The sequence below is a fragment of the Bradyrhizobium sp. UFLA06-24 genome (genome assembly GCF_054967145.1).
Genome location: NZ_JADFUE010000016.1, coordinates 11,977 through 34,546, shown reverse-complemented (window position 1 = coordinate 34,546; position 22,570 = coordinate 11,977). Strand labels below are relative to the sequence as shown.

Sequence of the window (22,570 nt, the reverse complement as noted above, 5' to 3'; positions counted from 1 at the left end):
ACGCTGCGCAGCGCGCAAGCGGTGCGATGCAGATCCGGGGTCCAGGGGGCGCGGAGGATCCCGGCTCTGAGCAGCAGCGTTGCACGCTGCGGCGCGTCCGGGACACAAGACCGGTTTACAACGGCGGATCGACCGCCTCGTCGTATTCCTTCTTGAAGCGCGCGATCAGTTCGGCGGCGGGTACGACCTTGTCCACGCTGCCGATACCCTGGCCCGAGCCCCAGATCTCCTTCCAGGCCTTCGGCTTGGCGCGCTCGCCGGAGGCGTCGGTGCCGAAATTCATCTTTGAGGGATCGGAGGTCGGCAGGTTGTCCGGATCCATGCCGGCGGCGAGGATCGAGGGCTTCAGATAATTGCCGTGCACGCCGGTGAAGAGGTTGGAGTAGACGATGTCGTCGGCGCTCGAGCCCGCGATCATCTCCTTGTACTTCTCGACCGCATTGGCTTCCTTGGTCGCGATGAACGCCGAGCCGATATAGGCGAAGTCGGCGCCGAGAATGCGCGCGGCGCGGATCGCCTTGCCGTTGCCGATGGCGCCCGAGAGCGCGATAGGGCCGTCGAACCATTTGCGCGTCTCGGCGACGAAGGCGAGCGGCGAGATGGTGCCGGCATGGCCGCCGGCGCCGGCCGCGACCAGGATCAGACCGTCGGCGCCCTTCTCGATCGCCTTGTGAGCGAATTTCTGGTTGATCACGTCGTGGAAGACGATGCCGCCCCAGCCGTGGACGGCCTGGTTGAGCTCCTCGCGCGCGCCGAGCGAGGAGATGATCATCGGCACCTTGTACTTGGCGCAGAGCTGCATGTCGGGGTCGAGACGGTTGTTGGACTTGTGCACGATCTGATTCACCGCGAACGGTGCCGACGGCCGTTCCGGATGGGCGCGATCGTAAGCCGCGAGCTCTTCGGTGATCCGCGCCAGCCATTCGTCGAGCAGTTCCGGCGGCCGCGCGTTCAGCGCCGGGAACGAGCCGACCACGCCGGCCTTGCACTGCGCGATCACGAGATCGGGCACCGAGATGATGAAGAGCGGCGAACCGATCACGGGGATCGACAGGCGCCCCTTGAAAAGAGCAGGCATGGACATTGCGGAGCGATCCTTTGTTGGCAGACCATTGGAGGTTGGGGACCATACCAACAAGGCAATCTTTCCACTGTCAAGTATTGCGTTGTGACGTCGCGGCGGATGCCGTTACCGCAATTCCAACGCGCGGAATTCCGGTCCAGCCCCATCCTCCGTCATTGCGAGCGTAGCGGGGCTATCCAGACTGTCTCGGCGGAGAGATGCTGGATTGCTTCGTCGCAAGGGCTCCTCGCAATGACGAGGCGAGAGTTGGGGATGACGCTGGCCTATCCCACCACATCCGGATTGATCAGCCGCTCGAACGAGAACATCTCGTCCCACTTTTCCTGCGTCAGCAGCTTGCGCTCCACCACGACGATCTGATGCAAGGACTTGCCGCTCTTGTAGCCCTCGCGCGCGATCTCGGCGCATTGCTTGTAGCCGAGCAGCGGCTTCAGCACGGTGACGATGCCGAGCGAGTTCAGCACCATGTTCCGGGTGTGCTCCTCGTTGGCGGTGATGCCGACGACGCAATTCTCGCGCAGGCTGTTGACCGCGCGCTCCATGGTGCGGATCGAGAAGAACAGCGCGAACGAGATCACCGGCTCCATCACGTTGAGTTGAAGCTGGCCGGCTGAAGCTGCCAGCGTCACCGTGGTGTCGAGGCCAATGACCAGGAAGCTGGTCTGGTTGACGACCTCGGGGATGACTGGGTTGACTTTGCCGGGCATGATCGAGGAGCCCGGCTGCAATTGCGGCAGGTTGATCTCATTGAAGCCGGCGCGCGGGCCCGAAGCGAGCAGGCGGATGTCGTTGCAGATCTTCGTCAGCTTGCTGGCGGTGCGCTTGAGCACGCCGGACAATTGCACATAGGCGCCGGTATCCGACGTCGCTTCGACCAGATCGCCCGCGAGAATGAAGTCGACGCCGGTCAATGCGCTCAGGTGCCGGACCGCGAGCTTGGGATAGCCGACCGCAGCCGTGACGGAGGTGCCGATCGCGGTGGCGCCGAGATTGATCTCGCGCAGCAGCGCACGTGCTTCCGAGATGCGGTCGACCTCCTCCCCGATCGTGGTACCCCATCCCCTGAATTCGGCCCCGAGCGACATCGGCACCGCGTCCTGCAGATGTGTACGGCCCATCTTCAGCACACGATCGAATTCCCGGCCCTTGGCGAAGAACGCCTCCTGCAGCTGGCGCAGCGCCGTCATGTAGCTTTCCAGGCGCAGGATGAGAGCGAGGCGAAACGCAGTCGGATAGGTGTCGTTGGTGGACTGGCCGTAATTGACGTGGTCGTTGGGGCTGACGTGCTGATAGTCGCCCTTGACGAAGCCGAGCGATTCCAGCGCGAGGTTGGCGATCACCTCGTTGGCGTTCATGTTGGTCGAAGTGCCGGCGCCGCCCTGGATGAAGTCGGTGACGAACTGGTCCATCATGTCTCCGGCGATGACGCGGTCACAGCCGATGATGATCGCGTCGGCCACCTTCGTATCAATCGCGCCGAGATCGCGATTGGCCATCGCCGCAGCCTTCTTGACGTAACCCAGCGCCTTCACGAAGTAAGGCTCCTGGTTCATCGGAATGCCGGTGATATGGAAATTTTCCTTACCCCGGATGGTCTGGACGCCGTAGTAGATGTCGTCGGCGATCTCACGCTGTCCGAGGAAGTCCTGCTCGTAGCGGCTCATGGGCGCTCCTTGCTGCTCGCGCGCGGCGTCAGTTCTGGCACAACGCGCTGGTGACGACGGTATCGGTCCGGCAATCATCCGGTTTGCGTTGCCTGCCCGGAATCAGAACCTTGGCCGAGCACTTCTCGGCAGAGTCGGTGTTGAGGCTCTTGCCTTCCTTGTAGCCCTTACTCTGGCACAGCTGGTCGGCCGCGGGCTTGCAGTCGGGCGCGCCGTTCGCGGAGACCGGGCAAACCGCGCGTCCCGAGATCATGGCGGAGGGTTTGGCCAACCGGGACAGATCGTCGAGGGTCTCGCTGGGGCTTTTGATCGGCGGCAGGATCGAAGGCAGCTTGTCGAACAGCTTTCCCATCTCGTGGATCAGCCCGGGATTCTCCTCGCGTGACGCCGGGCTCGACGGCGCGGGCGTCGAGGGCGGCGGCGCTGCCTGCGGCCCCTGCTCCTGGAGACCGAGCGTCGGCGGCGCGGATTGCGGCCAACCGGTCCCGCTGGAGCTAAGCAGGAGTGAAAGCGCTGCAACTATCAGCGTCCCCAGCCGCAGGACCGAACTGCCAGATCGAACCATCATGGCCACAACCGTAGCCGAACCGGACGCGGCGGCAAAGCTTTGCGGGTTAGATCAGCTTGATCGCCACCACGAAGCCGAGCACCAGTACCGCGGCGCCGAGCGCCACCCAAAGGCCGAGATGCCGCTCGATCCGCTCGCGAATCCAGTCGCCATAGCGGTTCAGCAAGATCGCCACGATAAAGAAGCGTCCGCCACGCGCGACGATCGAGCACAGGATGAACAGCACGAGATTGTAGCCGGCAAAGCCCGAGGTGATGGTCACCAGCTTGTAGGGAATCGGCGTCAGGCCCTTGAGCAGGATGATCACCGCGCCCCATTGGGCATAGGATGCGCGAAAAGCATCGACCTTGTCGCCGAGGCCATAGACCTGGATCAGCCAGTGACCGACCGAGTCGAACAGCAGCGCGCCAATCGCATAGCCCAGCAGGCCACCCAACACCGACGTCGCGGTGCAGATCGCCGCATAGACCCAGGCGCGCTGCGGGCGCGCCAGCGACATCGGGATCAGCATCACATCGGGGGGAACAGGAAAGAAGGAGCTTTCTGCGAAAGCCACGGCCCCCATGATCCAGAGCGCGTAGGGCTTATGGGCGGCGTCGATGCACCAGTCGTAGATACGTTTCAGCATGGTGCCGGGATGAAGCACCATGGGACGGATTTGTCCATCGCCAGTTTTGTGACGCTTTAGTGCCGCTTGCGTGCGACGCGGCCCTCGAGCGCGGCGATTGGCCGCCTGGCAGCAACGCGCGGTGACGCGACCTTGGGCAGCTTCATCGGCGACTTCGGCAGCTTTTCGGCAATGCCCAGCATGTCCTCGCGTCGCGACATTTCACGCCAGACATCTTCAGGGCGCACGCCGGCGGAAGCCCAGAGCACGGTGAGATTGTAGAGCAGATCGGCGCTTTCCCGAACCACGGCCTCCGTGTCGCCGTTGACCGCATCAATGACGACCTCGATCGCCTCTTCGGCGAGCTTCTTCGCCATTTTGGAGGGCCCACGCTGAAACAGCCGGGCGGTGCGCGATGTTGCCGGATCAAGGTCCCTGGCCGCGAGCACAGCCAGATATAGCCGCTCAAGCGAATCACTCATGGCCCTGAAAGCTACTCTAAACAAATGGCGCGCGCGTTAACGCTTGACAATAAAAGGCAAAAACATGCCGCCGCGGCAGGCGCGGCGGCCTGTTGTGGTCAATCCTCGGTAGCCAGAGCTAGTAGCAATTCGTGTAATGACCCTGGCCGCAGAGCTCGGACGGAGCCGTACCGCCATAGCGCTGGTACTGGTAGTCCGGCCCCGGACCGTAATAGGGCCCGTCACCGTAATAGGCCGGCCCGCTGTAATAAGCGGGGCCACCATAGTAGGGGCCGTTGTCATAGGCGTAGGCGTCACGCGTCGCGGCGATTGCAAGGCCAGTGCCGATGGCACCGGCAATGGCCGCGCCCGCGAAGGCCGCACCGCCGCCGCCATGCCAGTGACGGCCGCCTGCGAACGATGCGGTGGGAGCGACACTGGTCAGTGCCAGCACCGCCGCGGCGGCGAGAACGGCCTTGCGGCCGGTCAGTTTCGAAATTCGATCAAACATGATTGGACCCTCCTTGGGACCTTCAACGGGGCCTCGAGACAGGCTCATGTCCTTCAAACACCCGCATCCCATGTTGGGTTCCCCACCCCAACACAAGCTGAACGAGGTTGCGCGATCATGACGCAACCTCCGCTCATCTTCCGTTCAGGTTGGACGAAGCACGCGGCCCCGGCACAAGCGGGCTGAGCCTCGCGGGCGGGACACACCGGCCAAACATGCAAAAAGCTTCGCTGTATCTCGCCGGCGATCCCTGCTTAAAATGCAACCTCATCGTCACACCGCTTACAGGTTACCGCCTACCGCATGTCCATCCTCCGCCTCTATACCCGCGTTCTCGAACTGCTCGGCAAGGAGGCGGGGCTCGGCTGGCTGCTTGCGATCGCCAACCTCCTCCTGGCAGGCTCGCAATTTGCCGAGCCGGTGCTGTTTGGCCGGATCGTCGACGTCCTCTCCGGCAAGACGGTAGCGGGCTCCGACTCGGCCTGGCCGTTTCTGGCCGCCTGGGTCGCGTTCGGACTGTTCACGATCGGCTGCAGCGCGCTCGTGGCGCTGCAAGCCGACCGACTCTCGCACCGCCAGCGCCAGGCGGTGCTGACGAGCTATTTCGAACACATCCTCCAACTGCCGCTGACCTTCCATTCCGGCACCCATTCGGGCCGGCTGATGAAGGTCATGCTCAACGGCACCGACGCGCTGTGGCGGCTCTGGCTCGGCTTTTTCCGCGAACACTTTGCCGCGATCCTGTCGGTCGTGGTGCTGCTGCCGCTGTCGCTCTATTTGAACTGGCGGCTGGCGATCCTCTTGTTCGTGCTGTGCATCGTCTTCACCGCGCTGACCACCTTCGTCGTGCGCAAGACCTTCGGCATGCAGATGGCGGTCGAGGAGCAGTATAGCGAACTCTCCGCGCGGGCCTCCGACGCGCTCGGCAATGTCGCGCTGGTGCAAAGCTTCGTCCGCGTCGAATCCGAGGTGCAAGGCCTGCGCTCGGTCGCGGATGCGCTGCTCGCGGCGCAAATGCCGGTGCTGTCCTGGTGGGCGCTCGTCACCGTGATCACGCGCGCCTCGACCACGATCACCGTGCTCGCGATCTTCACGCTCGGCATCGCGCTGCACGACCAGGGCCTGACCTCGGTCGGCGAGATCGTGATGTTCGTGAGCTTCGCCACGCTGCTGATTCAGAAGCTCGAGCAGGTCGTCAGCTTCATCAACAACGTTTTCATGGAAGCGCCGCGCCTGCGCGAATTCTTCGGCGTGCTCGATGCCGTGCCCGCCGTTCACGACCGGCCCGATGCGATCGACGCAGGCCGGCTCTCCGGCCTCGTCGAATTCAACGACGTCACCTTCTCCTATGACGGCAAGCGGCCGGCAATCGAGGATCTCTCCTTCACCGCACTGCCCGGCCAGACCATCGCACTGGTCGGCCCGACCGGCGCCGGCAAGTCCACCGCGATTGCGCTGCTGCACCGTGCCTTCGACCCGCAATCCGGCTTCATCAAGATCGACGGCATGGACGTGCGCGGTGTTACGCTCACCTCGCTGCGGCGGAACATCGGCGTCGTGTTCCAGGAAGCGCTGCTGTTCAACCGCTCGATCGCCGAGAACTTGCGCGTCGGTAAGCCGGATGCGACCGAAGCCGAGATGCGCAAGGCTGCGGAGCGCGCGCAGGCCATCGAATTCATCGATCGCAGCGGCGGATTTGAGACCAATGCCGGCGAACGCGGCCGCATGCTCTCGGGCGGCGAACGGCAGCGGCTGTCGATCGCACGCGCATTGCTGAAGGACCCTCCGATCCTGATCCTGGACGAGGCGACCAGCGCGCTCGACGCGGTCACCGAGGCCAAGGTGAATGCCGCTCTCGATGAAGTGATGAAGGGCCGCACGACGTTCGTGATCGCCCACCGCCTCTCCACCATCCGCAACGCCACGCGGATCCTCGTGTTCGAGCATGGTCGCGTGATCGAAAGTGGAACTTTCGATGAACTCGTGGCCAAAGGCGGCCATTTCGCCGAGCTCGCCAAGGCCCAGTTCATGGTGCAGGAACAGGCATTGCCGAAGGCACAGGCCGGCGCGAGTGCCGCCGAGGCCACTTTTTCTGCCGCCAAGTCGCCTTAACAGATCCCTGTAGTACCGTCGAAATTCAGCCTATTTCATTGCGGAATACGCAAGCGAAGCCCCTATTCTCGACGCACGAGCCGGTATAGGTTTGCGACGCCGCAAGCGGCGGCGCTGGATTTCAGAACCCGAACCTCAGATCACGAGAGCCGTCCGTGTCAGGCGGATCTCCAAGACCGGAAATCGGATAGTGCACGCCTTACGCCCGCTGCTTCGCAAATCCCTGTTCAACCTTTTCGCTGCGGCGCTCGCCGTTGGTGCGCTTCTTGCGCCGCGCGCGGCAAGCGCCGAAGCGCTGCTGCTGATCGAAGCCGATAGCGGCAAGGTGTTGCAGGCGGAGAACGCGACCATTCCCTGGTACCCGGCCTCGGTCACCAAGATCATGACCGCCTATGTGACGCTGAAGGCGGTGAAGGACGGCAGGATCACGCTCGACACGCTGTTTACGGTGTCGCCGACCGCCGCCTCGCAATCGCCATCGAAAATGGGCCTTCGTCCGGGAACACAGCTCACCGTCGACAATGCGTTGAAGATGATGATGGTCAAATCGGCGAACGACATGGCCGTGGTGCTGGCCGAAGGCGTCGGCGGCTCGATCGACGGCTTCGCGGCGATGATGAACGACACCGCGAAGAAGCTCGGCATGACCCAGACGAACTACGTCAATCCGAACGGCCTCCCCGCGGACGGACACGTCACCTCGGCGCGCGACCTCGGCATTCTCGCGCGCGCGTTTCTCCGTGACCTCCCGGAATACGAATATTTCGTGCACATTCCCGCGATCCGCTTCGGCAAGCGCATCACGCCGAACTTCAACAAGCTGATCGGCCGTTATCCCGGCGCCGACGGTTTCAAGACCGGCTTCATCTGCGCTTCCGGCTACAATCTCGTCGCCTCAGCCACCCGTAACGGCCGTCGCCTGATCGCGGTGGTGCTCGGCGCCAACTCCGGCACGGCGCGCGCCGTGAAGGCGGCGCAGCTGCTCGAGCGCGGCTTCAGCCAGGACAATCTGTCGTGGCTGCGCCCCTCGCTCGGCACCGTCGAGAACCTCGTGCCGGTCGATGCCTCGCCGCCGAATTTGCGCGAGGAGATGTGCGGCGGTCACCACAAGCGTCCAGCCAGCGACGACGACGATGCGCTGATCGCGACCAACGGCACCAGCGGCTCGGCCTCCGCCACCGGCGGCGAAGCCCAGGTCACCTTCTTCACCGCCGGGCTCCAGCCGCCGCTGATGAAGGCCTCCGAGCTGATGGCTTCGGCGCCTGCGGCAGCAGAGCCTGTGGTGGTCTATACCGGCCCGACCCGCACCGGTGCAGCCCTGGTCGCGGCCGTCGCGGCCGACACCGACCAGCAGAATCCGCCGAAGGCGCGTGGCAAGAAGTCGCGCGTCGCCAAGAAGCCCGACGCCGGCAGCGATGCCAAGACCGAGGCGAAGACCGATCGCAAGACCGCCGCGGCGAAACCGGCAACGACCAAGCCCGACGCTTCGGCCAAGGGCGATGCAAAGGGCGATGCAAAGACCGCTGCAAAGCCGGCAGCGAGCAAGCATGCCGCGGCCAAGCCTGCAGAAAAGCCGGCGACCGGCGATCAGGGGGCTAAGCCTGCCAAGCCCAAGGCGGCCACAAAACCTGCGCCGAAGCCCGGGGCCAACAACAGCTAGGCTCACGGGCCAAGTCCCCCTCGGGCAGAAACCCCGCAATTCGCACCTGCGGCAGCCACTTGCGATGATTCCAGTAGCCACTCCCTAGCCTTTGCCCTAAGCCTCGACCGCTTGCCAGCCGTTCCGGCAGGCTCGATACTGCCGGCAATGAGGCAAGCCCGAGACACAACGGGCTCTGGTGCAAGAGAGGGGAGTTTCCATGGAGCGCATCTGGCTCAAACAATATCCGCCCGGCGTGCCCGCTGATATCGAGCCGACGCAATACGCATCGCTGGTCGACCTCCTGGAGGAGAGCTTTACCAAGTTCGCCGACCGCAAGGCGTTCATCTGCATGGACAAGGCGATCAGCTACCGCGACCTCGACCAGATGTCGCTGGCGCTGGCCGCCTATTTGCAAGGGCGCGGCCTGCAACGCGGCGCCCGCGTCGCGATCATGATGCCGAACGTGCTGCAATACCCGGTTGCCACCGCCGCGGTGCTGCGCGCCGGCTTTGCCGTGGTCAACGTCAACCCGCTCTACACCCCGCGCGAGCTCGAGCATCAGCTCAAGGATTCCGGCGCCGAAGCCGTCATCGTGCTGGAGAACTTCGCCCACACTGTCGAGCAGGTGATCGCGAAGACGCCGGTGAAGCACGTGATCGTCGCCAGCATGGGCGATCTGCTCGGCTTCAAGGGCGTGATCGTCAATCTCGTCGTCCGTCGCGTCAAGAAGATGGTACCGGCCTGGTCGCTGCCGGGCGCGGTCTCGTTCAACGACGCGCTCTCGGCCGGTCGCAGCCAGACCTTCAACAAGCCAAAGCTCTCGCCCGGCGACGTCGCCTTCCTGCAATATACCGGCGGCACGACGGGCGTCTCCAAAGGCGCCACGCTGCTTCATCGCAACATCGTCGCCAACGTGCTGCAGAACGACGCCTGGCTGCAGCCGGCGCTCAACGCGCCGCCGCATGTCGAGCAGCTCATGATCGTCTGCGCGCTGCCGCTCTATCACATCTTCGCGCTGACGGCCTGCTATCTGCTCGCGGTGCGCGCCGGCGGCTGCAATCTGCTGATCCCGAACCCGCGCGATATCGCGGGCTTCGTCAAGGAGCTGGCGAAGTACCAGGTCAACAGCTTCCCTGCCGTGAACACGCTGTACAACGGCCTGATGCACCATCCCGACTTCAAGAAGCTCGACTTCTCGAAACTGAAGATTTCCAACGGCGGCGGCATGGCGGTGCAACGCCCCGTGGCCGATCAATGGAAAGCGATCACCGGCTGCTTCATTGCCGAAGGCTATGGCCTGTCCGAGACCTCGCCGACGCTGACCTGCAATCCGGCGAACGCAACGGAATTCACGGGCACGATCGGCATCCCGGTGCCTTCAACCTGGATCTCCATCCGCGACGACGACGGCAACGAGGTCCCGCTCGGCCAGGCCGGCGAGATCTGCGCCAAGGGCCCGCAGGTGATGTCGGGCTATTGGAACAGGCCTGAGGAAACCGCCAAGGTGATGACCGCGGACGGCTATTTCCGCACCGGCGATATCGGCGTGATGGACGAGAAGGGTTACACCAAGATCGTCGACCGCAAGAAGGACATGATCCTGGTTTCCGGATTCAATGTCTATCCGAACGAGATCGAGGAAGTCATCGCGAGCCATCCGGGCGTACTCGAATGCGCCGTGATCGGCATCCCCGATTCCAAGTCCGGCGAAGCGGTGAAGGCCTTCGTGGTCAGGAAGGACCCGAACCTCACGGCCGAAGCCGTGATCAAGTTCTGCCACGAGCAGCTCACGGGCTACAAGGTGCCCAAGCACATCGAATTCCGCACCGACCTGCCGAAGACCAACGTCGGCAAGATCCTGCGCCGCGAGCTGCGCGACGAGAAGAAGGCCCAGGCGGCCTAAAGGCGCGCCTCTCTCCTCGAAGGGGCGCGCACTTGCGCACCCTTTCGTCATTGCGAGCGCAGCGAAGCAATCCAGGAATGTGCCCGCGGAAGTAGTCTGGATTGCTTCGCTGCGCTCGCAATGACCGAAAATTGGCGTCCCCCTCCCATCACACCTCTTCGAACCCGTTTCCATCCAGCGGTAAAATGATCTAGAACAGCCCCGGCCCCTTCCATGGAGAAACGGCGATGACCATCCAAGTTGGCGACAAGCTGCCCGAGACGAAATTCCGCGTGATGACGGCGGAAGGCCCGCAGGTGAAGACCACCGACGACATCTTCAAAGGCAAGAAGGTTGCGCTGTTCGCAGTGCCCGGCGCCTACACCGGCACATGCCACAAGATGCATCTGCCGAGCATCTTCCTCAACGCCTATGCCATGAAGGACAAGGGCGTCGACACCATCGCCATCGTTTCCGTCAACGACGCCTTCGTCATGAACGCCTGGAAGGGCGACACCGACCAGCGCGACGAGGCGATCTTCCTCGCCGACGGCAATGCGGACTTCACCAAGGCGATCGGCATGGAGCTAGATGCCTCCGGCAACGGCCTCGGCATCCGCTCCAAGCGCTATTCGATGCTGGTCGAGGATGGCGTGGTCAAGAAGCTGAACCTCGAGGCGATGCCCGGCAAGGTCGAGGTGTCCGGCGGCGATACGCTGCTGGGGCAGCTGTAAGACTCTCGTCATTCCGGGGCGCGCGTAGCGCGAACCCGGAATCCATCTCACCTCAGAGCGCACAGAGGAATGGATTCCGAGCTCGCCCTCCGGGCGCCCCGGAATGACCCCTACTCCCTCACCCGCTGCTGCAGCCTCGCCTTGACGATCCCGTCGCGCGCGAGCTGATCGGCGCGCTCGTTCTCGGGATGGCCGGCATGGCCCTTGACCCAATGCCAGCGCACCTCGTGCGCCTTCAACGCAGTATCGAGGCGCTGCCATAGCTCGACATTCTTCACCGGCTTCTTGTCCGCGGTGCGCCATCCGTTGCGCTTCCAGCCGTGAATCCAGCCGGTGATGCCCTGCCGGACATATTGGCTGTCGGTGTAGAGATCGACGGTGCACGGCTTCTTCAGCGCTTCGAGCGCGGAGATTGCCGCCATCAATTCCATCTGGTTGTTGGTGGTGTGCGGCTCGCCGCCGTTCAGCTCTTTTTCCTTGTCGCCAAACTTGAGGATCGCGCCCCAGCCGCCGGGCCCGGGATTCCCCGAGCATGCGCCGTCGGTGAAGATCGTGACGTTGGGAAGCTCGCTCACGCGACCAGTCCCGATGGCATCAGCCCGTAGTCGCGCGCGCTGGAGACGGTTTGGTGGAAGCGCAGCTTGCGGACATATTCCAGCGGATCCTTTGGCTTCACCAGCGCCCCCGGCGGCACGTTGAGCCAGTCGACCAGCCGCGTCAGCAGGAAGCGAATCGCCGCGCCCCGCGCGAGCAGCGGCAGTGCGGCCTCTTCGGCTTCGCTCAGCTTGCGCACCCGGCCATAGGCGTTGAGGAAGGCCCGCGCCTTGGTGACGTTGAAGGAATGATCCGGCTCGAAGCACCAGGCATTCAGACAGATCGCGACGTCATAGGCCAGCATGTCGTTGCAGGCGAACGTGAAGTCGATGATGCCGGAGAGCTTGTCGCCGAGGAAGAAGACGTTGTCGTTGAAGAGATCGGCGTGGATCACGCCCTCGGGCAGATCGGTAGGCCAGACGCCGCTCGAGAGATAGTCGAGCTCAGCCGCGAGAAACGCGCGCAGGCCCGGCTGCACCTCGTCAGCGCGGTTCGAAGCCGCGTCGAATAACGGCCGCCAGCCGGCGACCGACAGCGCGTTGGCTCGCTTGATCGCAAAGTTCGCGCCGGCCAGATGCATCCTGGCGAGCCCCTCGCCGACACCGGCACAGTGCGTCACGTTCGGCTTGCGCGGCCACATGCCTTCGAGAAAGGTGATGATCGCGGCAGGCCGCCCCAACAGCTCGCGCAGAGCCTCGCCGTCCCTCGCCTTCACCGGGAGCGGACAGCTGACGCCGTGCTCGGCCAGATGCGTCATCAGCGCGAGGAAGAACGGCAGATCGTTCTTCGCCACGCGCTTCTCGTAGAGCGTGAGGATGAACGAGGCCTGCTTATTTCCCTGGCTCGTGTGCAGCAGGAAATTGGTGTTCTCGACACCCTCGGCAATGCCCTTGTAGGAGAGCAACTCGCCGAGATCGTATTGCTTCAGGAAATCCGCAAGCTCGTCGGCGGCAACGTCGGTGTAGACCGCCATCAAGGTCTACTCGGCGGCGGCTTCAGGGCGCACCTGACGCGGCAGCGGGAAGAACTCGTTCTCTTCCGCGGCCGAGACCGTCTCCACATGGAGCGTGTAGCGCTCGGCGAAGGCGTCCATGATCTCTTCGACGATCACTTCCGGCGCGGATGCGCCCGCGGTGATGCCGAGGCTGGTGATGTTGCCGAACTTGTCCCAATCGATGTCGGCGGCGCGCTGCGCCAGCACCGCGATCTTGCAGCCCTCGCGCTCGGCGACCTCGCGCAAGCGCTGCGAGTTCGACGAATTGGGCGCACCGACAACGATGAGCGCGTCGACCACCGGCGCCACCTTCTTCACCGCGAGCTGGCGGTTGGTGGTGGCGTAGCAGATGTCTTCCTTGTGCGGCCCGTTGATGTTCGGAAAGCGCTCTTTGAGCAGCGCCACGATCTCCGCGGTGTCGTCGATCGACAGCGTGGTCTGGGTCACGAAGGCGAGGTTGTCAGGGTCCTTCGGATTGATCGTCTTGGCGTCCTCGGCGGTCTCGATCAGGGTGACCGCGCCGACCGGAAGCTGGCCGAGCGTGCCGACCACCTCCGGATGATGCGAATGGCCGATCAGGAAGATCTCGCGACCGCGCTTGAAGTGGATCGCGGCCTCGCGGTGCACCTTGGTCACCAGCGGGCAGGTCGCATCCAGCGAGAACAGGTTACGGGAGGTAGCGTCGGCCGGAACCGATTTCGGCACGCCATGAGCGGAGAAGACCACCGGCGCGGTGGTGTTCTCCGGGATCTCGGCGAGTTCCTCGACGAAGATCGCGCCCTTCTTCTTCAACCCGTCGACGACGTACTTGTTGTGCACAATCTCGTGGCGAACATAGACGGGAGCGCCGTACTTATCGAGCGCCCGTTCCACGGTGTCGATCGCCCGGACCACCCCGGCGCAAAAGCCGCGGGGAGAACAAAGCACGATCTTGAGGTCTGGTTTGGCTGACATTGAGCGATCTCGGGACCGAATCACCCGTTTCGCCTTCTGGCGGGGGCCGGTCGATGGGTGGAAAGGGGCTAAAAACGGTCTGCTTGGACTTTGCAGCGACTTCAGAGGGAATTGGGCCCCCTTTCGGGCGCTGTCAAGGCACTATCTATAGCAGAACCATTGCGTGGCTACCCCCTCCGGGCTTATATAGCGCCAATTCCCTGTCATCGCTGATGACCACCGGTTTCGCCTCCTGAGGGGGTGGGCGAAGCACAAAGGAGATTTGCCATGAGCAACGCACCTCTGATGCCCAAGGCGACCGCCGTCTGGCTGCTCGACAACACCGCGCTGACCTTCGACCAGGTCGCCGATTTCACCAAGATGCATCCCCTCGAGGTGCGCGCGATCGCCGATGGCGACGCCGCCCAGGGCATCAAGGGCATGGATCCCCTTTCCAACGGCCAGCTGACCCGTGAGGAGATCGAAAAGGGCGAGAAGAATCCGGACTACCGGCTTCGCCTTCAGGAGAGCAAGGTGGTGCTGCCGCCGCAGCCCAAGCGCAAGGGCCCGCGCTACACCCCGGTGTCGCGGCGCCACGAGCGCCCCAGCGCCATCCTCTGGCTGCTGCGCAGCCATCCGGAGCTCAAGGATGCCCAGATCATGCGTCTGGTCGGCACCACCAAGAGCACGATTGCCAGCGTTCGGGACCGCACGCACTGGAACACGTCCCAGCTGACGCCGATCGATCCCGTGACTCTCGGCCTCTGCTCGCAGATCGAGCTCGATTTCGAAGTGGCCCGCGCGGCCAAGGAAAAGCCGGTCGACGCAGCCTATGGCGGCGCGACCCTGCTGCCGGCTTCCGAGACTACCAAGAAGGACGAGTACGAGCCGTCGGAGAAGTCGAGCGATGACCTCAACGTCGACGCCGTGTTCGCCAAGCTGAAAACCCTCGGCGGCAAGAAGCACGAGGAAGAGGAGGAGTAGGCTCCTCCCTCACCGCATCCGGTTCGAGCGCGGCGGAGCGATCCGCCGCGTTTTGTTTTCAAGCGGGAACTTTCGCTGCGCGGCTGCGGGAACGATGCTGCTCGCGTCGCATTGTGTCCAACGCGGAGGATCAGCGATGCGGGCCGACGAAGACGATTTTGCGGTGATGCTGGGACGGGCCGTGCTGGCCGCCTGGGGAGATATGCCCCGGGACATCCAGGAAGCGCTGTTCGAAATTGCCGTCAAAGACCACCCGGGCGATCGCGACGCCCTGGCGAAGCTATTACACGAGCGCCATCCGCGCACGGTACACGCGGGATAACGGCATCTGCGCCCGTGAGGAATCGAAAGAATGATTTCGCGGCGCCGGGTCTCGCCCGGCGCCGCGAAAACGTTAGAACTTGTACGTCACGCCCGCGCCGACCAGCCACGGATCGATATGCGCGGTGCCGGTGACCGGGATCGCACCATTGACCATGGCCGAGTAGTTCGGCTGAAGCCACAGCTTCTTCACGTCGACGTTCAGGCCCCAATGCTTGTTGAGCATGTAGTCGAAGCCGAATTGCACGGCACCGCCCCACTGGTTGCTGACATGCAGACTGGTGACGGCGAGGCCGGCGAACGGAATGTTGGACGCCGAATTGTTGAAGAACACGGTGTAGTTCACACCGGCACCGATATAGGGCTTGAACGCGCCGAAATTGGTGAAGTGATATTGCAGGGTGAGCGTAGGCGGCAGCAGCGTGGTTTTGCCGATATCGAGCCCCTGGAGCGTGCCCGAACCGGTGAGGTGATGCCGGGTGACGCCGAGGATCAGCTCAGCCGCGATGTTCTGGGTGAAGAAATAAGAGATGTCGAGCTCGGGGACGACCTGGTTGCTGATGTGAAGGCCCGAGTTCGGCGACGACAGCGCAGGCACGCCCGCGACGTTGACTGAGCTGCCACCGGTATCCGGCAACACGCCGAGCACACGCAGACGGATCATCCAGGGATTCCACGCCTCTGCTGCCGGCGGTGCCTTGGTATAGACCGGCAAATCCGCAGCTTGCGCCGATGCAAGCGCCCCACCAAACGCGGCGGCAAGCACTGCCAGCCGTGCGGCACTCTTAATTGTCCTTCGCATTGAATTCCCCTTAAAGCCATGCGCGCCCCGTTGCGCGATCGGACATGACAGAGCAGAAAGGGGGGGCCCTCGGATTTGACCTGCATCAAATCCGGACTGGCGCGTCACAATTCAGCGACAGCGTTGCACATCTGCCACGGCAGACGACATTGCGAGCGACTTGCGCGGTAGCTCGGTACATGGACACGCGCGGTAACGGCGCCGACGACGGCGAGCCGCTTCGATCCAACATGTCCAGTCTGAATTACGGGCGCTCGGGATGGTTCAGCATGTATTCGCCGAGATCGCGCTGACGGCGATCTGAGCGGGAGATCGCCGCACTGCGCTGGACGTCGCGGTCCTTGCGGCAGGCCACGTATTCCGGCGAGCCCACCGCATAGCCGCGGCTCTGGCACACCGCGTCATCGTCGTCGCCGCCCATCGCGGTCGGCGTCTGGTAACGCGCCGAGCAGGCGGACAGAGCGATGGCGAGCAGGATGGCTGCAAGCAGGCGCGGCGCGGTGGCGAGTGGCATACAAGGTCCCCTGTTGGCCGGCCCTGTTTACCCCGGAATGCGGAGAATGTAAGTCCCCGCCCCTCACACCCTCCCCTTCAGCGCATCCCCGATCTCGTCCAGCACCTTGGGATCCTCGATCGTGGCCGGCATCGACCAGGCCTCGCCGTCGGCGATCTTCTTGATGGTGCCGCGCAGGATCTTTCCCGAGCGCGTCTTGGGCAGCCGGCCGACGGTGATGGCGAGCTTGAACGCGGCCACCGGACCGAGCTTGTCGCGCACCAGTGCGATGATCTCTTTCTCGATCTCGGCAGGCGGCCGCTTCACGCCGGCCTTCAGCACCAGGAAGCCGCAGGGCACCTCGCCCTTGATCGCGTCCTTGACGCCGAGCACGGCGCACTCGGCGACGTCGGGATGCGAGGCCAGAATCTCCTCCATACCGCCGGTGGACAGACGATGGCCGGCGACGTTGATGATATCGTCGGTGCGGCCCATGACGAAGACATATCCGTCCTCGTCCTTGTAACCGGCATCCGAGGTCTTGTAGTAGCCGGGAAATTCGCTGAGATAGGCTTCCCTGAAACGGTCGTCCTGATTCCACAGCGTCGGCAGGCAGCCCGGCGGCATCGGCAGCTTGATGACGATCGAGCCCATGGTATTGGGACCGACGGGCTTCGCCGCTTCGTCGACCACATCGACCTGATAGCCCGGCATCGGGACCGTCGGCGAGCCATGCTTCACCGGCAGCAAGCCCAGGCCCACCGGATTGCCGGCGATGCACCAACCGGTCTCGGTCTGCCACCAATGGTCGATGACAGGCACTTTCAGCTGCTGCTCAGCCCATTCCACCGTTGGCGGGTCGGCACGCTCGCCGGCGAGGAACAGCGTGCGGAATTTCGACAAGTCGTATTGCCGGATGAATTTTCCTTCCGGATCCTCTTTGCGAATGGCGCGGAATGCGGTCGGCGCGGTGAACAAAGCGACCGCCTTGTGCTCCGAGATCACGCGCCAGAACGCGCCGGCGTCGGGGGTGCCGACCGGCTTGCCCTCGTACATGATCGTGGTCGCGCCATGCAGCAGCGGGCCGTAGACGATATAGCTGTGGCCGACCACCCAGCCGATATCGCTGCCGCACCACCAGACCTCGCCCGGCTTAACGCCATAGAGGTTGAACATCGACCATTTCACCGCAACCAGATGCCCGCCATTGTCGCGCACGACGCCCTTGGGAATGCCTGTGGTGCCCGACGTGTAGAGGATGTAGAGCGGATCGGTCGCGGCGACCGGGGCACAAGGCGCTTTCTTGCCCTCGTTCACCGCCTTGCGGCGCAGGCTCGCCCAGTCATAGTCGCGCTTTGGCGTGAGATCGCAGACGAGCTGCGGACGCTGCAATATGATGCAGGCCCTGGGCTTGGCAGATGCGAGCTTGATCGCCTCATCGAGCAGCGGTTTGTATTGCACGATACGACCCGGCTCGATGCCGCAGCTCGCGGACAAAATGAGCTTCGGCTGCGCGTCGTCGATGCGGGTCGCGAGCTCCTTGGCGGCAAAGCCGCCGAACACCACGGAATGCACCGCCCCGATGCGCGCGCAGGCAAGCATCGCGACCACCGCCTCCGGCACCATCGGCATATAGAGGATCACGCGGTCGCCCTTGGCGACGCCGAAATCCTGCATGATGGCACCGAGCGCCTGCACCTCGCCCAGCAGCTCGGCGTAGGTCAATTTGGTGAGCGAGCCCGCCAGCGGTGAATCATGGATCAGCGCCACCTGATCGGCGCGGCCGCCTTCGACATGGCGGTCGAGCGCGTTGTAGCAGGTGTTGACGACGCCGTCGGCGAACCAACGGCCGTAGACGCCCTGCGCGGGATCGAAGATCTTCTTCGGCGGCTCGATCCAGTCGATCTCTTTCGCGGCCTCGGCCCAGAAGCCTTCGGGATCGGCCAGCGAGCGCGCATGGACCTCGTGATACTTGCTCTGCACCTGACTGTTCATTCCCGCGCTCCCGTTCCCTTTATTGGCCTCATCCTGAACCTTGCGGCAGGACCGGCGTCCCGCCATGACTCGGATCAAGTTCGACCTTGTTTGAGAGCTATTTTCCCGGGAACGCGCCGTGGTTCAAGCCCATAAGGATAGGCTTTTTGGAGGAGGCACGGTTGTGCACGGGTAGCGAGCCCCTCGCCCCGCCTGCGGCGAGAGAGGAAGAACCTAGCCCTGCATCGCGTTCAAGCGCTGCAAGCGGTCCTGCATGACCTTTTTCAGGTCATACCCGGGGCGGCGGAAGCTGGCGTCGCGGGTGGCGAGGAACTCGTGCTGAGATTTGCGAAGGCCGGCCGCCGAGCGACGGCTCATCGATTTCAGCACGCGCTCATAGGTTTCGGCGATCTGGCGGTCGAGGATTCCAAGCTGTGGGTCGGCGCAGATCACTTTCTCGACTTCGCGCTTCGCATCCGCGCAATCGAATGACGGTCCGTTGCCGGAATTGGCGGCCAGCGGCCGTGGCGATTCGGCGCCGAACTTCGCGATCTCCGCCATCATGGTGCGACGGCCGTTCGCGGCGTTCTCGTTACCGGGGTCGAGCCGCAGCGCGGTCTCGTAGTCGGCCAGCGCCTTCTTGCGCTCGCCCATCTTGGAATAGAGCACGGCGCGGTTGTTGTAGGTCTTCGCGAAGTCGGGATCGAGCTTCAGCGCGGCCTCGTAATCGCTGAGCGCGGCACCGAACTCACCCTTGAACTGGTAGGAATCGCCGCGGTTGGTGAAGAAGTTGGGCCGCGGTGCCAATCGCAGCGCCTGATCGTAATCGGCTATCGCCTTATCGTAGTCCTTCATCGCCGCGTAGGAGAGCCCGCGATTGTCGTAATATTCCGGCACTTTCGGATCGAGCCTGATCGCCTCGCTGTCGTCGGCAATCGATTTGTCGAGCTGCCCGAGCTTCTTGTAGGCAGCGCCGCGGTTGGTATAGCTGCGCGCCCGGTTGGGATCGAGCCGCAAGGCCTCGCTGAGATCGGCGATCGCCTTCTCGTTATCGCCGTTGAGATAGTAGGTCGCGCCGCGATCGGACCATGCCTGCGCATCATCCGGCTTCAGCTTGATGGCCTGGTCGTAGTCGGCAATCGCACGGTCGAGCCGGCGCTGATTGGTGTAGGCGACGCCGCGCAGTTCATAGGCTTCGGCGTCCTGCGGATCGAGCTCAATGGCCTTGCTGAGATCGGACGTGGCGCGGTTGAGATCACCGCCCGCCTGCCGCAACAGGTCGCCACGCAGCCGCCAGGCGCGCGCGTTCCGGGCGTCGAGCGCGATGGCGCGATCAATGTCTCGCAGCGCTTGCGTGAGCCCGCCCGATGTCCGCGCATTGGCATCGGCTCGGACCAGCAGCGCTGCAACGCGGTCGGAATTCGGATTCGAGGTCTGGTCGATGATGGCGCTGCACGAGTTGATGATCTCCGCCGGGGCGGCCTTGCTGCCCGTCACGCAGTCGGCGGCGGCCGATGCTGGAACGGCGAGGACAAGACTGATTGCCGCTCCGAGAAGGAAGGCGCGCAATGGGTTTGTGAACGGGACGATTTGCGCGGAAGAACGCGTGCCGCACATGAGGAAAGCTCCGCAACATCGGGTTTTTCCATTGTCGCGGCGGGCGAGGGATCGGTTCAAAATGCGGCAGCTTTCAGCGTCAGGAGGCCGAAAGACCGTTAATATCCATCCGCCCCGTTCAATCGCTGCAGCCGCTCCTGCATCGCCTTCTTTATATCGTAACCCGGCCGGCCAAATCCGGCATTGCGGCGGGCGATGAAATCATCCTGCTCACGCTGAAGTTTCCTGGCCTCACCTGCATCGCGCGCTTCGCGGATCACGCGCGCATTGGCGGCATAGACCTCGCGGTCGAGATCGGCGAGCTCGTGGTTTGCGCAGATCGCCTTCTCGACCGGGCGGCGCGCGCCCGCGCAATTGAAGCTGGGCTTGCCGGCGACCGCCATCTGCGCGCCCATCCGTTCGAGCTCGCGTGCCATCGCCCTGTGATTGGCCTTGGCCTTTTCGTGGTTCGGGTCGATCTTCAGCGCCGCGCCGAAATCCTGCACGGCTTTCGGCTTGTCTCCCTTTTTCAGCCAAAGCTCGCCGCGCGCGTTGAAGACGTCGGCAAGCGTGGGATCGAGCTGCAAGGCACGGCTGTCGTCGGCGATGGCACGGTCGATCTGGTCATGTCGTGCCAGCAACGCGCCGCGCGCGACCAGCGCCTTGACCAGGTCGGGCTTTGCGGTCTTCTCGTTGTCGATGACGGCAGCGCAGGCCGGGCCCGCTTTGTCCATGTCATCGGCCGCGGCTGCCGCAAGGCACGCCGCGACGTCGACCTGCACGACGGCAGCCGGCTCGCCGCCGGTCGCCCCCCGTGCCAGGCCGCTCCAGAGCGCAGAGAGCATTAGGGCGGCTGACAATCGAATGAGATTCTGAAAACGCATGCTTGTTGCAGTCGGATCGCCTTGCTTTCTGGGTACACTATCCATCATACGGCCGGATTGGTGCTAGCGTGTTGCGCCGTTCACATCGGTTTCGGGGACCAATTTGTCGACATTCGAATGGATCATCGTGCTTCTGCTCGGCGCCGTTGCATTATCGGCGCTGGCGCGGCGGATCAAGGTCCCCTACCCGACCTTTCTCGCCATCGGCGGCGCACTGATCGCCTTCGTGCCCGATAGTCCGACCTGGACGCTGCAGCCGGACCTGGCGTTGGCCCTTTTTGTCGCGCCAGTCCTGCTCGATGCCGCCTTCGACACCTCGCTGCGGGATCTGCGCAGCAATTGGGTTCCGGTCTCCACCCTGGTTGTCGCCGCGGTTGGCCTGACCACGGCGGGCGTTGCCTATGTTGCGCACCGGCTGATGCCCGGGATGCCCTGGGCCGCCGCCGTGGCGCTGGGCGCGATCGTGGCGCCACCGGACGCAGCAGCCGCAGTCGCGATCCTGAGCCAGGTGAAGCTGCCCTACCGCATGGTGAAGGTGCTGGAAGGCGAGAGCCTGCTCAACGATGCGACCGCGCTGCTGATCTATCGTATCGCGGTCGGCGCTGTCGTCACCGAGCATCTGACATGGGGCCAGGTTGCGCCGATCATGACGCTGGCACTCGTCGGCAGTGTCATCGCCGGTTTTCTTGCAGGGCGCATCATTCCCCTGTTCATTGAACGGGTGAAGGAGGCACCGAGCGCGATCATCGTGCAGTTCGCCACCACCTTCCTGGTCTGGATCGCCGCCGAGCATCTCGGCCTTTCCGGCATTCTCACCATCGTCGTCTATGCGATGACGATGGCGCGCGGAGCGGGGATGCGCATGCCGGCGCGGCTGCGGGTGCCGTCCTATGCCGTGTGGGAGACGACCGTGTTCGTGCTCAATGTGCTCGCCTTCATGTTGATCGGCATGCAGATGCGTCCGATCTGGACGCGGCTGGAAACGGACGTGCGCTGGGAATATTGCATGGCCGCCGCCTGGATCCTGCTGACGGTGGTGCTGGTGCGGCTGCTCTGGGTGACGTTCTACCGCACAACGCTGCGCGTGTTGATCTCGCAAAGGATCTATCATCCGAAAGATCCCAACACCGTGGCCTCCCCGAAGGGCGGTCTCATCATCTCCTGGTGCGGCATGCGTGGTCTCGTCACGCTCGCCACGGCCTTCGCGCTGCCGGAGAATTTTCCCTATCGCGATTTCATCGTCTTCATCGCCTTTGCGGTGGTGCTGGGATCGCTGATCGTCCAGGGCCTGACGCTGCGGCCGCTGATCCTGGCCTTCGGACTCAAGGACGACGATCCCGTCGGGATCGAGGTCGCGCGCGCACGTACCATCGCCTATCGCGCTGCGCTCGACGCGATCGAGGACGATCCGTCCGAGGAGGCCGAAATCCTGCGGCTGGAATACCGCGCCATCCTGATGCAAGCCGACGACGATCCGCACGGCGGCATCGCCAACGGTGAGCTGCCTGCCGATCCCCTGCGCCGCCGCGCCATCGCTGCCGCGCGCAGGTCCATCTTCGAGCTCCGCGCCACCGAAGTGATCGGCGACGACGCGTTCCACCGGATCGAGGAGGAGCTGGATCGGGCGGAATTGAGCGCGGGAGGCTGAGCCCTTCCCGCCTCGCCTGCCTCTGCGCGTCAGGGCGGGAGGTCGGCGCATTGAACCAAATGCGGCCTGCCCAGACTCATCC

Annotated in this window: 21 protein-coding genes; 7 read left to right on the top strand and 14 right to left on the bottom strand. The window is 63.9% G+C overall.

From position 1 onward, the window contains the following. Positions 1 to 115: 115 nt before the first annotated feature. From IF809_RS15430 to IF809_RS15405, 6 genes are all read right to left on the bottom strand, one after another. Entirely contained in the window at positions 116 to 1,084 is a 969-nt protein-coding gene (locus IF809_RS15430) for an NAD(P)H-dependent flavin oxidoreductase (protein WP_462837945.1), read from the bottom strand. A 263-nt stretch (positions 1,085 to 1,347) separates the two neighbouring features. Beyond that, entirely contained in the window at positions 1,348 to 2,748 is a 1,401-nt protein-coding gene (locus IF809_RS15425; protein WP_453981783.1) for an aspartate ammonia-lyase, read from the bottom strand. Positions 2,749 to 2,776: 28 nt separating this feature from the next. Then, positions 2,777 to 3,316, bottom strand: coding sequence for a hypothetical protein (locus IF809_RS15420; protein WP_462837944.1), 540 nt, complete (start codon positions 3,314 to 3,316; stop codon positions 2,777 to 2,779). Between the two features lie 46 nt (positions 3,317 to 3,362). After that, positions 3,363 to 3,965: a YqaA family protein gene (locus tag IF809_RS15415; RefSeq protein ID WP_453981781.1), complete on the bottom strand. Its 603-nt coding sequence runs from the start codon at positions 3,963 to 3,965 to the stop codon at positions 3,363 to 3,365. A 35-nt stretch (positions 3,966 to 4,000) separates the two neighbouring features. Continuing rightward, complete coding sequence (hisE, locus tag IF809_RS15410; RefSeq protein ID WP_212298473.1) at positions 4,001 to 4,405, bottom strand: phosphoribosyl-ATP diphosphatase; 405 nt, start codon at positions 4,403 to 4,405, stop codon at positions 4,001 to 4,003. Between the two features lie 118 nt (positions 4,406 to 4,523). Beyond that, on the bottom strand, positions 4,524 to 4,895 hold the full coding sequence (locus tag IF809_RS15405; RefSeq protein WP_453994919.1) for a hypothetical protein: 372 nt from the start codon (positions 4,893 to 4,895) through the stop codon (positions 4,524 to 4,526). Between the two features lie 303 nt (positions 4,896 to 5,198). Between IF809_RS15405 and IF809_RS15400 the strand changes: the two genes are divergently transcribed. The 4 genes from IF809_RS15400 (at position 5,199) to IF809_RS15385 (ending at position 11,265) form a co-directional block, all read left to right on the top strand. Further along, the gene (locus tag IF809_RS15400; RefSeq protein WP_128963986.1) at positions 5,199 to 7,007 is read left to right on the top strand and encodes a glucan ABC transporter ATP-binding protein/ permease; all 1,809 of its coding nucleotides are present in this window, start codon (positions 5,199 to 5,201) and stop codon (positions 7,005 to 7,007) included. 190 nt (positions 7,008 to 7,197) lie between these two features. Continuing rightward, complete coding sequence (locus IF809_RS15395) at positions 7,198 to 8,667, top strand: D-alanyl-D-alanine carboxypeptidase family protein (RefSeq protein WP_453994915.1); 1,470 nt, start codon at positions 7,198 to 7,200, stop codon at positions 8,665 to 8,667. Between the two features lie 199 nt (positions 8,668 to 8,866). Further along, positions 8,867 to 10,552: a long-chain fatty acid--CoA ligase gene (locus IF809_RS15390; RefSeq protein ID WP_128963984.1), complete on the top strand. Its 1,686-nt coding sequence runs from the start codon at positions 8,867 to 8,869 to the stop codon at positions 10,550 to 10,552. 227 nt (positions 10,553 to 10,779) lie between these two features. After that, positions 10,780 to 11,265, top strand: a complete 486-nt coding sequence (locus IF809_RS15385) for a redoxin family protein (RefSeq protein WP_462837943.1) — start codon at positions 10,780 to 10,782, stop codon at positions 11,263 to 11,265. 110 nt (positions 11,266 to 11,375) lie between these two features. On the opposite strand, the gene rnhA is transcribed toward IF809_RS15385, so the two are convergent. The 3 genes from rnhA to ispH are packed head-to-tail and all read right to left on the bottom strand — an operon-like array spanning position 11,376 to position 13,807. After that, entirely contained in the window at positions 11,376 to 11,840 is a 465-nt protein-coding gene (rnhA, locus tag IF809_RS15380) for a ribonuclease HI (RefSeq protein ID WP_128963982.1), read from the bottom strand. Beyond that, on the bottom strand, positions 11,837 to 12,832 hold the full coding sequence (locus IF809_RS15375; RefSeq protein ID WP_462837942.1) for a homoserine kinase: 996 nt from the start codon (positions 12,830 to 12,832) through the stop codon (positions 11,837 to 11,839). The genes rnhA and IF809_RS15375 overlap by 4 nt, the downstream gene beginning before the upstream one ends. A gap of 6 nt (positions 12,833 to 12,838) precedes the next feature. Continuing rightward, a complete protein-coding gene (ispH, locus tag IF809_RS15370; RefSeq protein ID WP_128963980.1) occupies positions 12,839 to 13,807 on the bottom strand; it encodes a 4-hydroxy-3-methylbut-2-enyl diphosphate reductase in 969 nt (322 codons plus the stop codon). A gap of 267 nt (positions 13,808 to 14,074) precedes the next feature. On the opposite strand from ispH, the gene IF809_RS15365 reads away from it, so the two are divergent. Together IF809_RS15365 and IF809_RS15360 are read left to right on the top strand one after the other, a co-directional pair. After that, positions 14,075 to 14,770, top strand: coding sequence for a DUF1013 domain-containing protein (locus tag IF809_RS15365; protein WP_128963979.1), 696 nt, complete (start codon positions 14,075 to 14,077; stop codon positions 14,768 to 14,770). A 136-nt stretch (positions 14,771 to 14,906) separates the two neighbouring features. Continuing rightward, a complete protein-coding gene (locus IF809_RS15360; RefSeq protein WP_128963978.1) occupies positions 14,907 to 15,092 on the top strand; it encodes a hypothetical protein in 186 nt (61 codons plus the stop codon). 72 nt (positions 15,093 to 15,164) lie between these two features. Here IF809_RS15360 and IF809_RS15355 read toward each other — a convergent pair whose 3' ends face one another. The 5 genes from IF809_RS15355 to IF809_RS15335 all read right to left on the bottom strand — a co-directional run bounded on the left by IF809_RS15355 (position 15,165) and on the right by IF809_RS15335 (position 20,840). Continuing rightward, positions 15,165 to 15,893 (bottom strand): OmpW/AlkL family protein, encoded by a 729-nt coding sequence (locus IF809_RS15355; protein WP_128963977.1) that lies wholly within the window; start codon positions 15,891 to 15,893, stop codon positions 15,165 to 15,167. A 244-nt stretch (positions 15,894 to 16,137) separates the two neighbouring features. Then, on the bottom strand, positions 16,138 to 16,407 hold the full coding sequence (locus IF809_RS15350; RefSeq protein ID WP_128963976.1) for a hypothetical protein: 270 nt from the start codon (positions 16,405 to 16,407) through the stop codon (positions 16,138 to 16,140). Between the two features lie 63 nt (positions 16,408 to 16,470). Continuing rightward, complete coding sequence (locus tag IF809_RS15345; RefSeq protein WP_453994909.1) at positions 16,471 to 18,381, bottom strand: propionyl-CoA synthetase; 1,911 nt, start codon at positions 18,379 to 18,381, stop codon at positions 16,471 to 16,473. A 213-nt stretch (positions 18,382 to 18,594) separates the two neighbouring features. Further along, the gene (locus IF809_RS15340) at positions 18,595 to 19,977 is read right to left on the bottom strand and encodes a tetratricopeptide repeat protein (RefSeq protein WP_462837941.1); all 1,383 of its coding nucleotides are present in this window, start codon (positions 19,975 to 19,977) and stop codon (positions 18,595 to 18,597) included. A 98-nt stretch (positions 19,978 to 20,075) separates the two neighbouring features. Next, entirely contained in the window at positions 20,076 to 20,840 is a 765-nt protein-coding gene (locus IF809_RS15335; protein ID WP_462837940.1) for a tetratricopeptide repeat protein, read from the bottom strand. Positions 20,841 to 20,943: 103 nt separating this feature from the next. Here IF809_RS15335 and IF809_RS15330 point away from each other — a divergent pair, with 103 nt between their 5' ends. Further along, complete coding sequence (locus IF809_RS15330; protein WP_462837939.1) at positions 20,944 to 22,488, top strand: cation:proton antiporter; 1,545 nt, start codon at positions 20,944 to 20,946, stop codon at positions 22,486 to 22,488. The last annotated feature ends 82 nt before the right edge of the window (positions 22,489 to 22,570 follow it).

What these genes read in the sequence shown, in the direction of transcription:
- IF809_RS15360 (WP_128963978.1), top strand. Translation starts at nt 14,907, where the DNA reads ATGCGGGCCGACGAAGACGATTTTGCGGTGATGCTGGGACGGGCCGTG.
- IF809_RS15390 (WP_128963984.1), top strand. Translation starts at nt 8,867, where the DNA reads ATGGAGCGCATCTGGCTCAAACAATATCCGCCCGGCGTGCCCGCTGAT.
- IF809_RS15340 (WP_462837941.1), bottom strand. Translation starts at nt 19,977, where the DNA reads ATGTGCGGCACGCGTTCTTCCGCGCAAATCGTCCCGTTCACAAACCCA.
- IF809_RS15430 (WP_462837945.1), bottom strand. Translation starts at nt 1,084, where the DNA reads ATGTCCATGCCTGCTCTTTTCAAGGGGCGCCTGTCGATCCCCGTGATC.
- IF809_RS15400 (WP_128963986.1), top strand. Translation starts at nt 5,199, where the DNA reads ATGTCCATCCTCCGCCTCTATACCCGCGTTCTCGAACTGCTCGGCAAG.
- IF809_RS15420 (WP_462837944.1), bottom strand. Translation starts at nt 3,316, where the DNA reads ATGATGGTTCGATCTGGCAGTTCGGTCCTGCGGCTGGGGACGCTGATA.
- IF809_RS15365 (WP_128963979.1), top strand. Translation starts at nt 14,075, where the DNA reads ATGAGCAACGCACCTCTGATGCCCAAGGCGACCGCCGTCTGGCTGCTC.
- hisE (WP_212298473.1), bottom strand. Translation starts at nt 4,405, where the DNA reads ATGAGTGATTCGCTTGAGCGGCTATATCTGGCTGTGCTCGCGGCCAGG.
- IF809_RS15415 (WP_453981781.1), bottom strand. Translation starts at nt 3,965, where the DNA reads ATGGTGCTTCATCCCGGCACCATGCTGAAACGTATCTACGACTGGTGC.
- IF809_RS15425 (WP_453981783.1), bottom strand. Translation starts at nt 2,748, where the DNA reads ATGAGCCGCTACGAGCAGGACTTCCTCGGACAGCGTGAGATCGCCGAC.
- IF809_RS15375 (WP_462837942.1), bottom strand. Translation starts at nt 12,832, where the DNA reads ATGGCGGTCTACACCGACGTTGCCGCCGACGAGCTTGCGGATTTCCTG.
- IF809_RS15405 (WP_453994919.1), bottom strand. Translation starts at nt 4,895, where the DNA reads ATGTTTGATCGAATTTCGAAACTGACCGGCCGCAAGGCCGTTCTCGCC.
- IF809_RS15350 (WP_128963976.1), bottom strand. Translation starts at nt 16,407, where the DNA reads ATGCCACTCGCCACCGCGCCGCGCCTGCTTGCAGCCATCCTGCTCGCC.
- IF809_RS15345 (WP_453994909.1), bottom strand. Translation starts at nt 18,381, where the DNA reads ATGAACAGTCAGGTGCAGAGCAAGTATCACGAGGTCCATGCGCGCTCG.
- ispH (WP_128963980.1), bottom strand. Translation starts at nt 13,807, where the DNA reads ATGTCAGCCAAACCAGACCTCAAGATCGTGCTTTGTTCTCCCCGCGGC.
- IF809_RS15355 (WP_128963977.1), bottom strand. Translation starts at nt 15,893, where the DNA reads ATGCGAAGGACAATTAAGAGTGCCGCACGGCTGGCAGTGCTTGCCGCC.
- IF809_RS15335 (WP_462837940.1), bottom strand. Translation starts at nt 20,840, where the DNA reads ATGCGTTTTCAGAATCTCATTCGATTGTCAGCCGCCCTAATGCTCTCT.
- IF809_RS15385 (WP_462837943.1), top strand. Translation starts at nt 10,780, where the DNA reads ATGACCATCCAAGTTGGCGACAAGCTGCCCGAGACGAAATTCCGCGTG.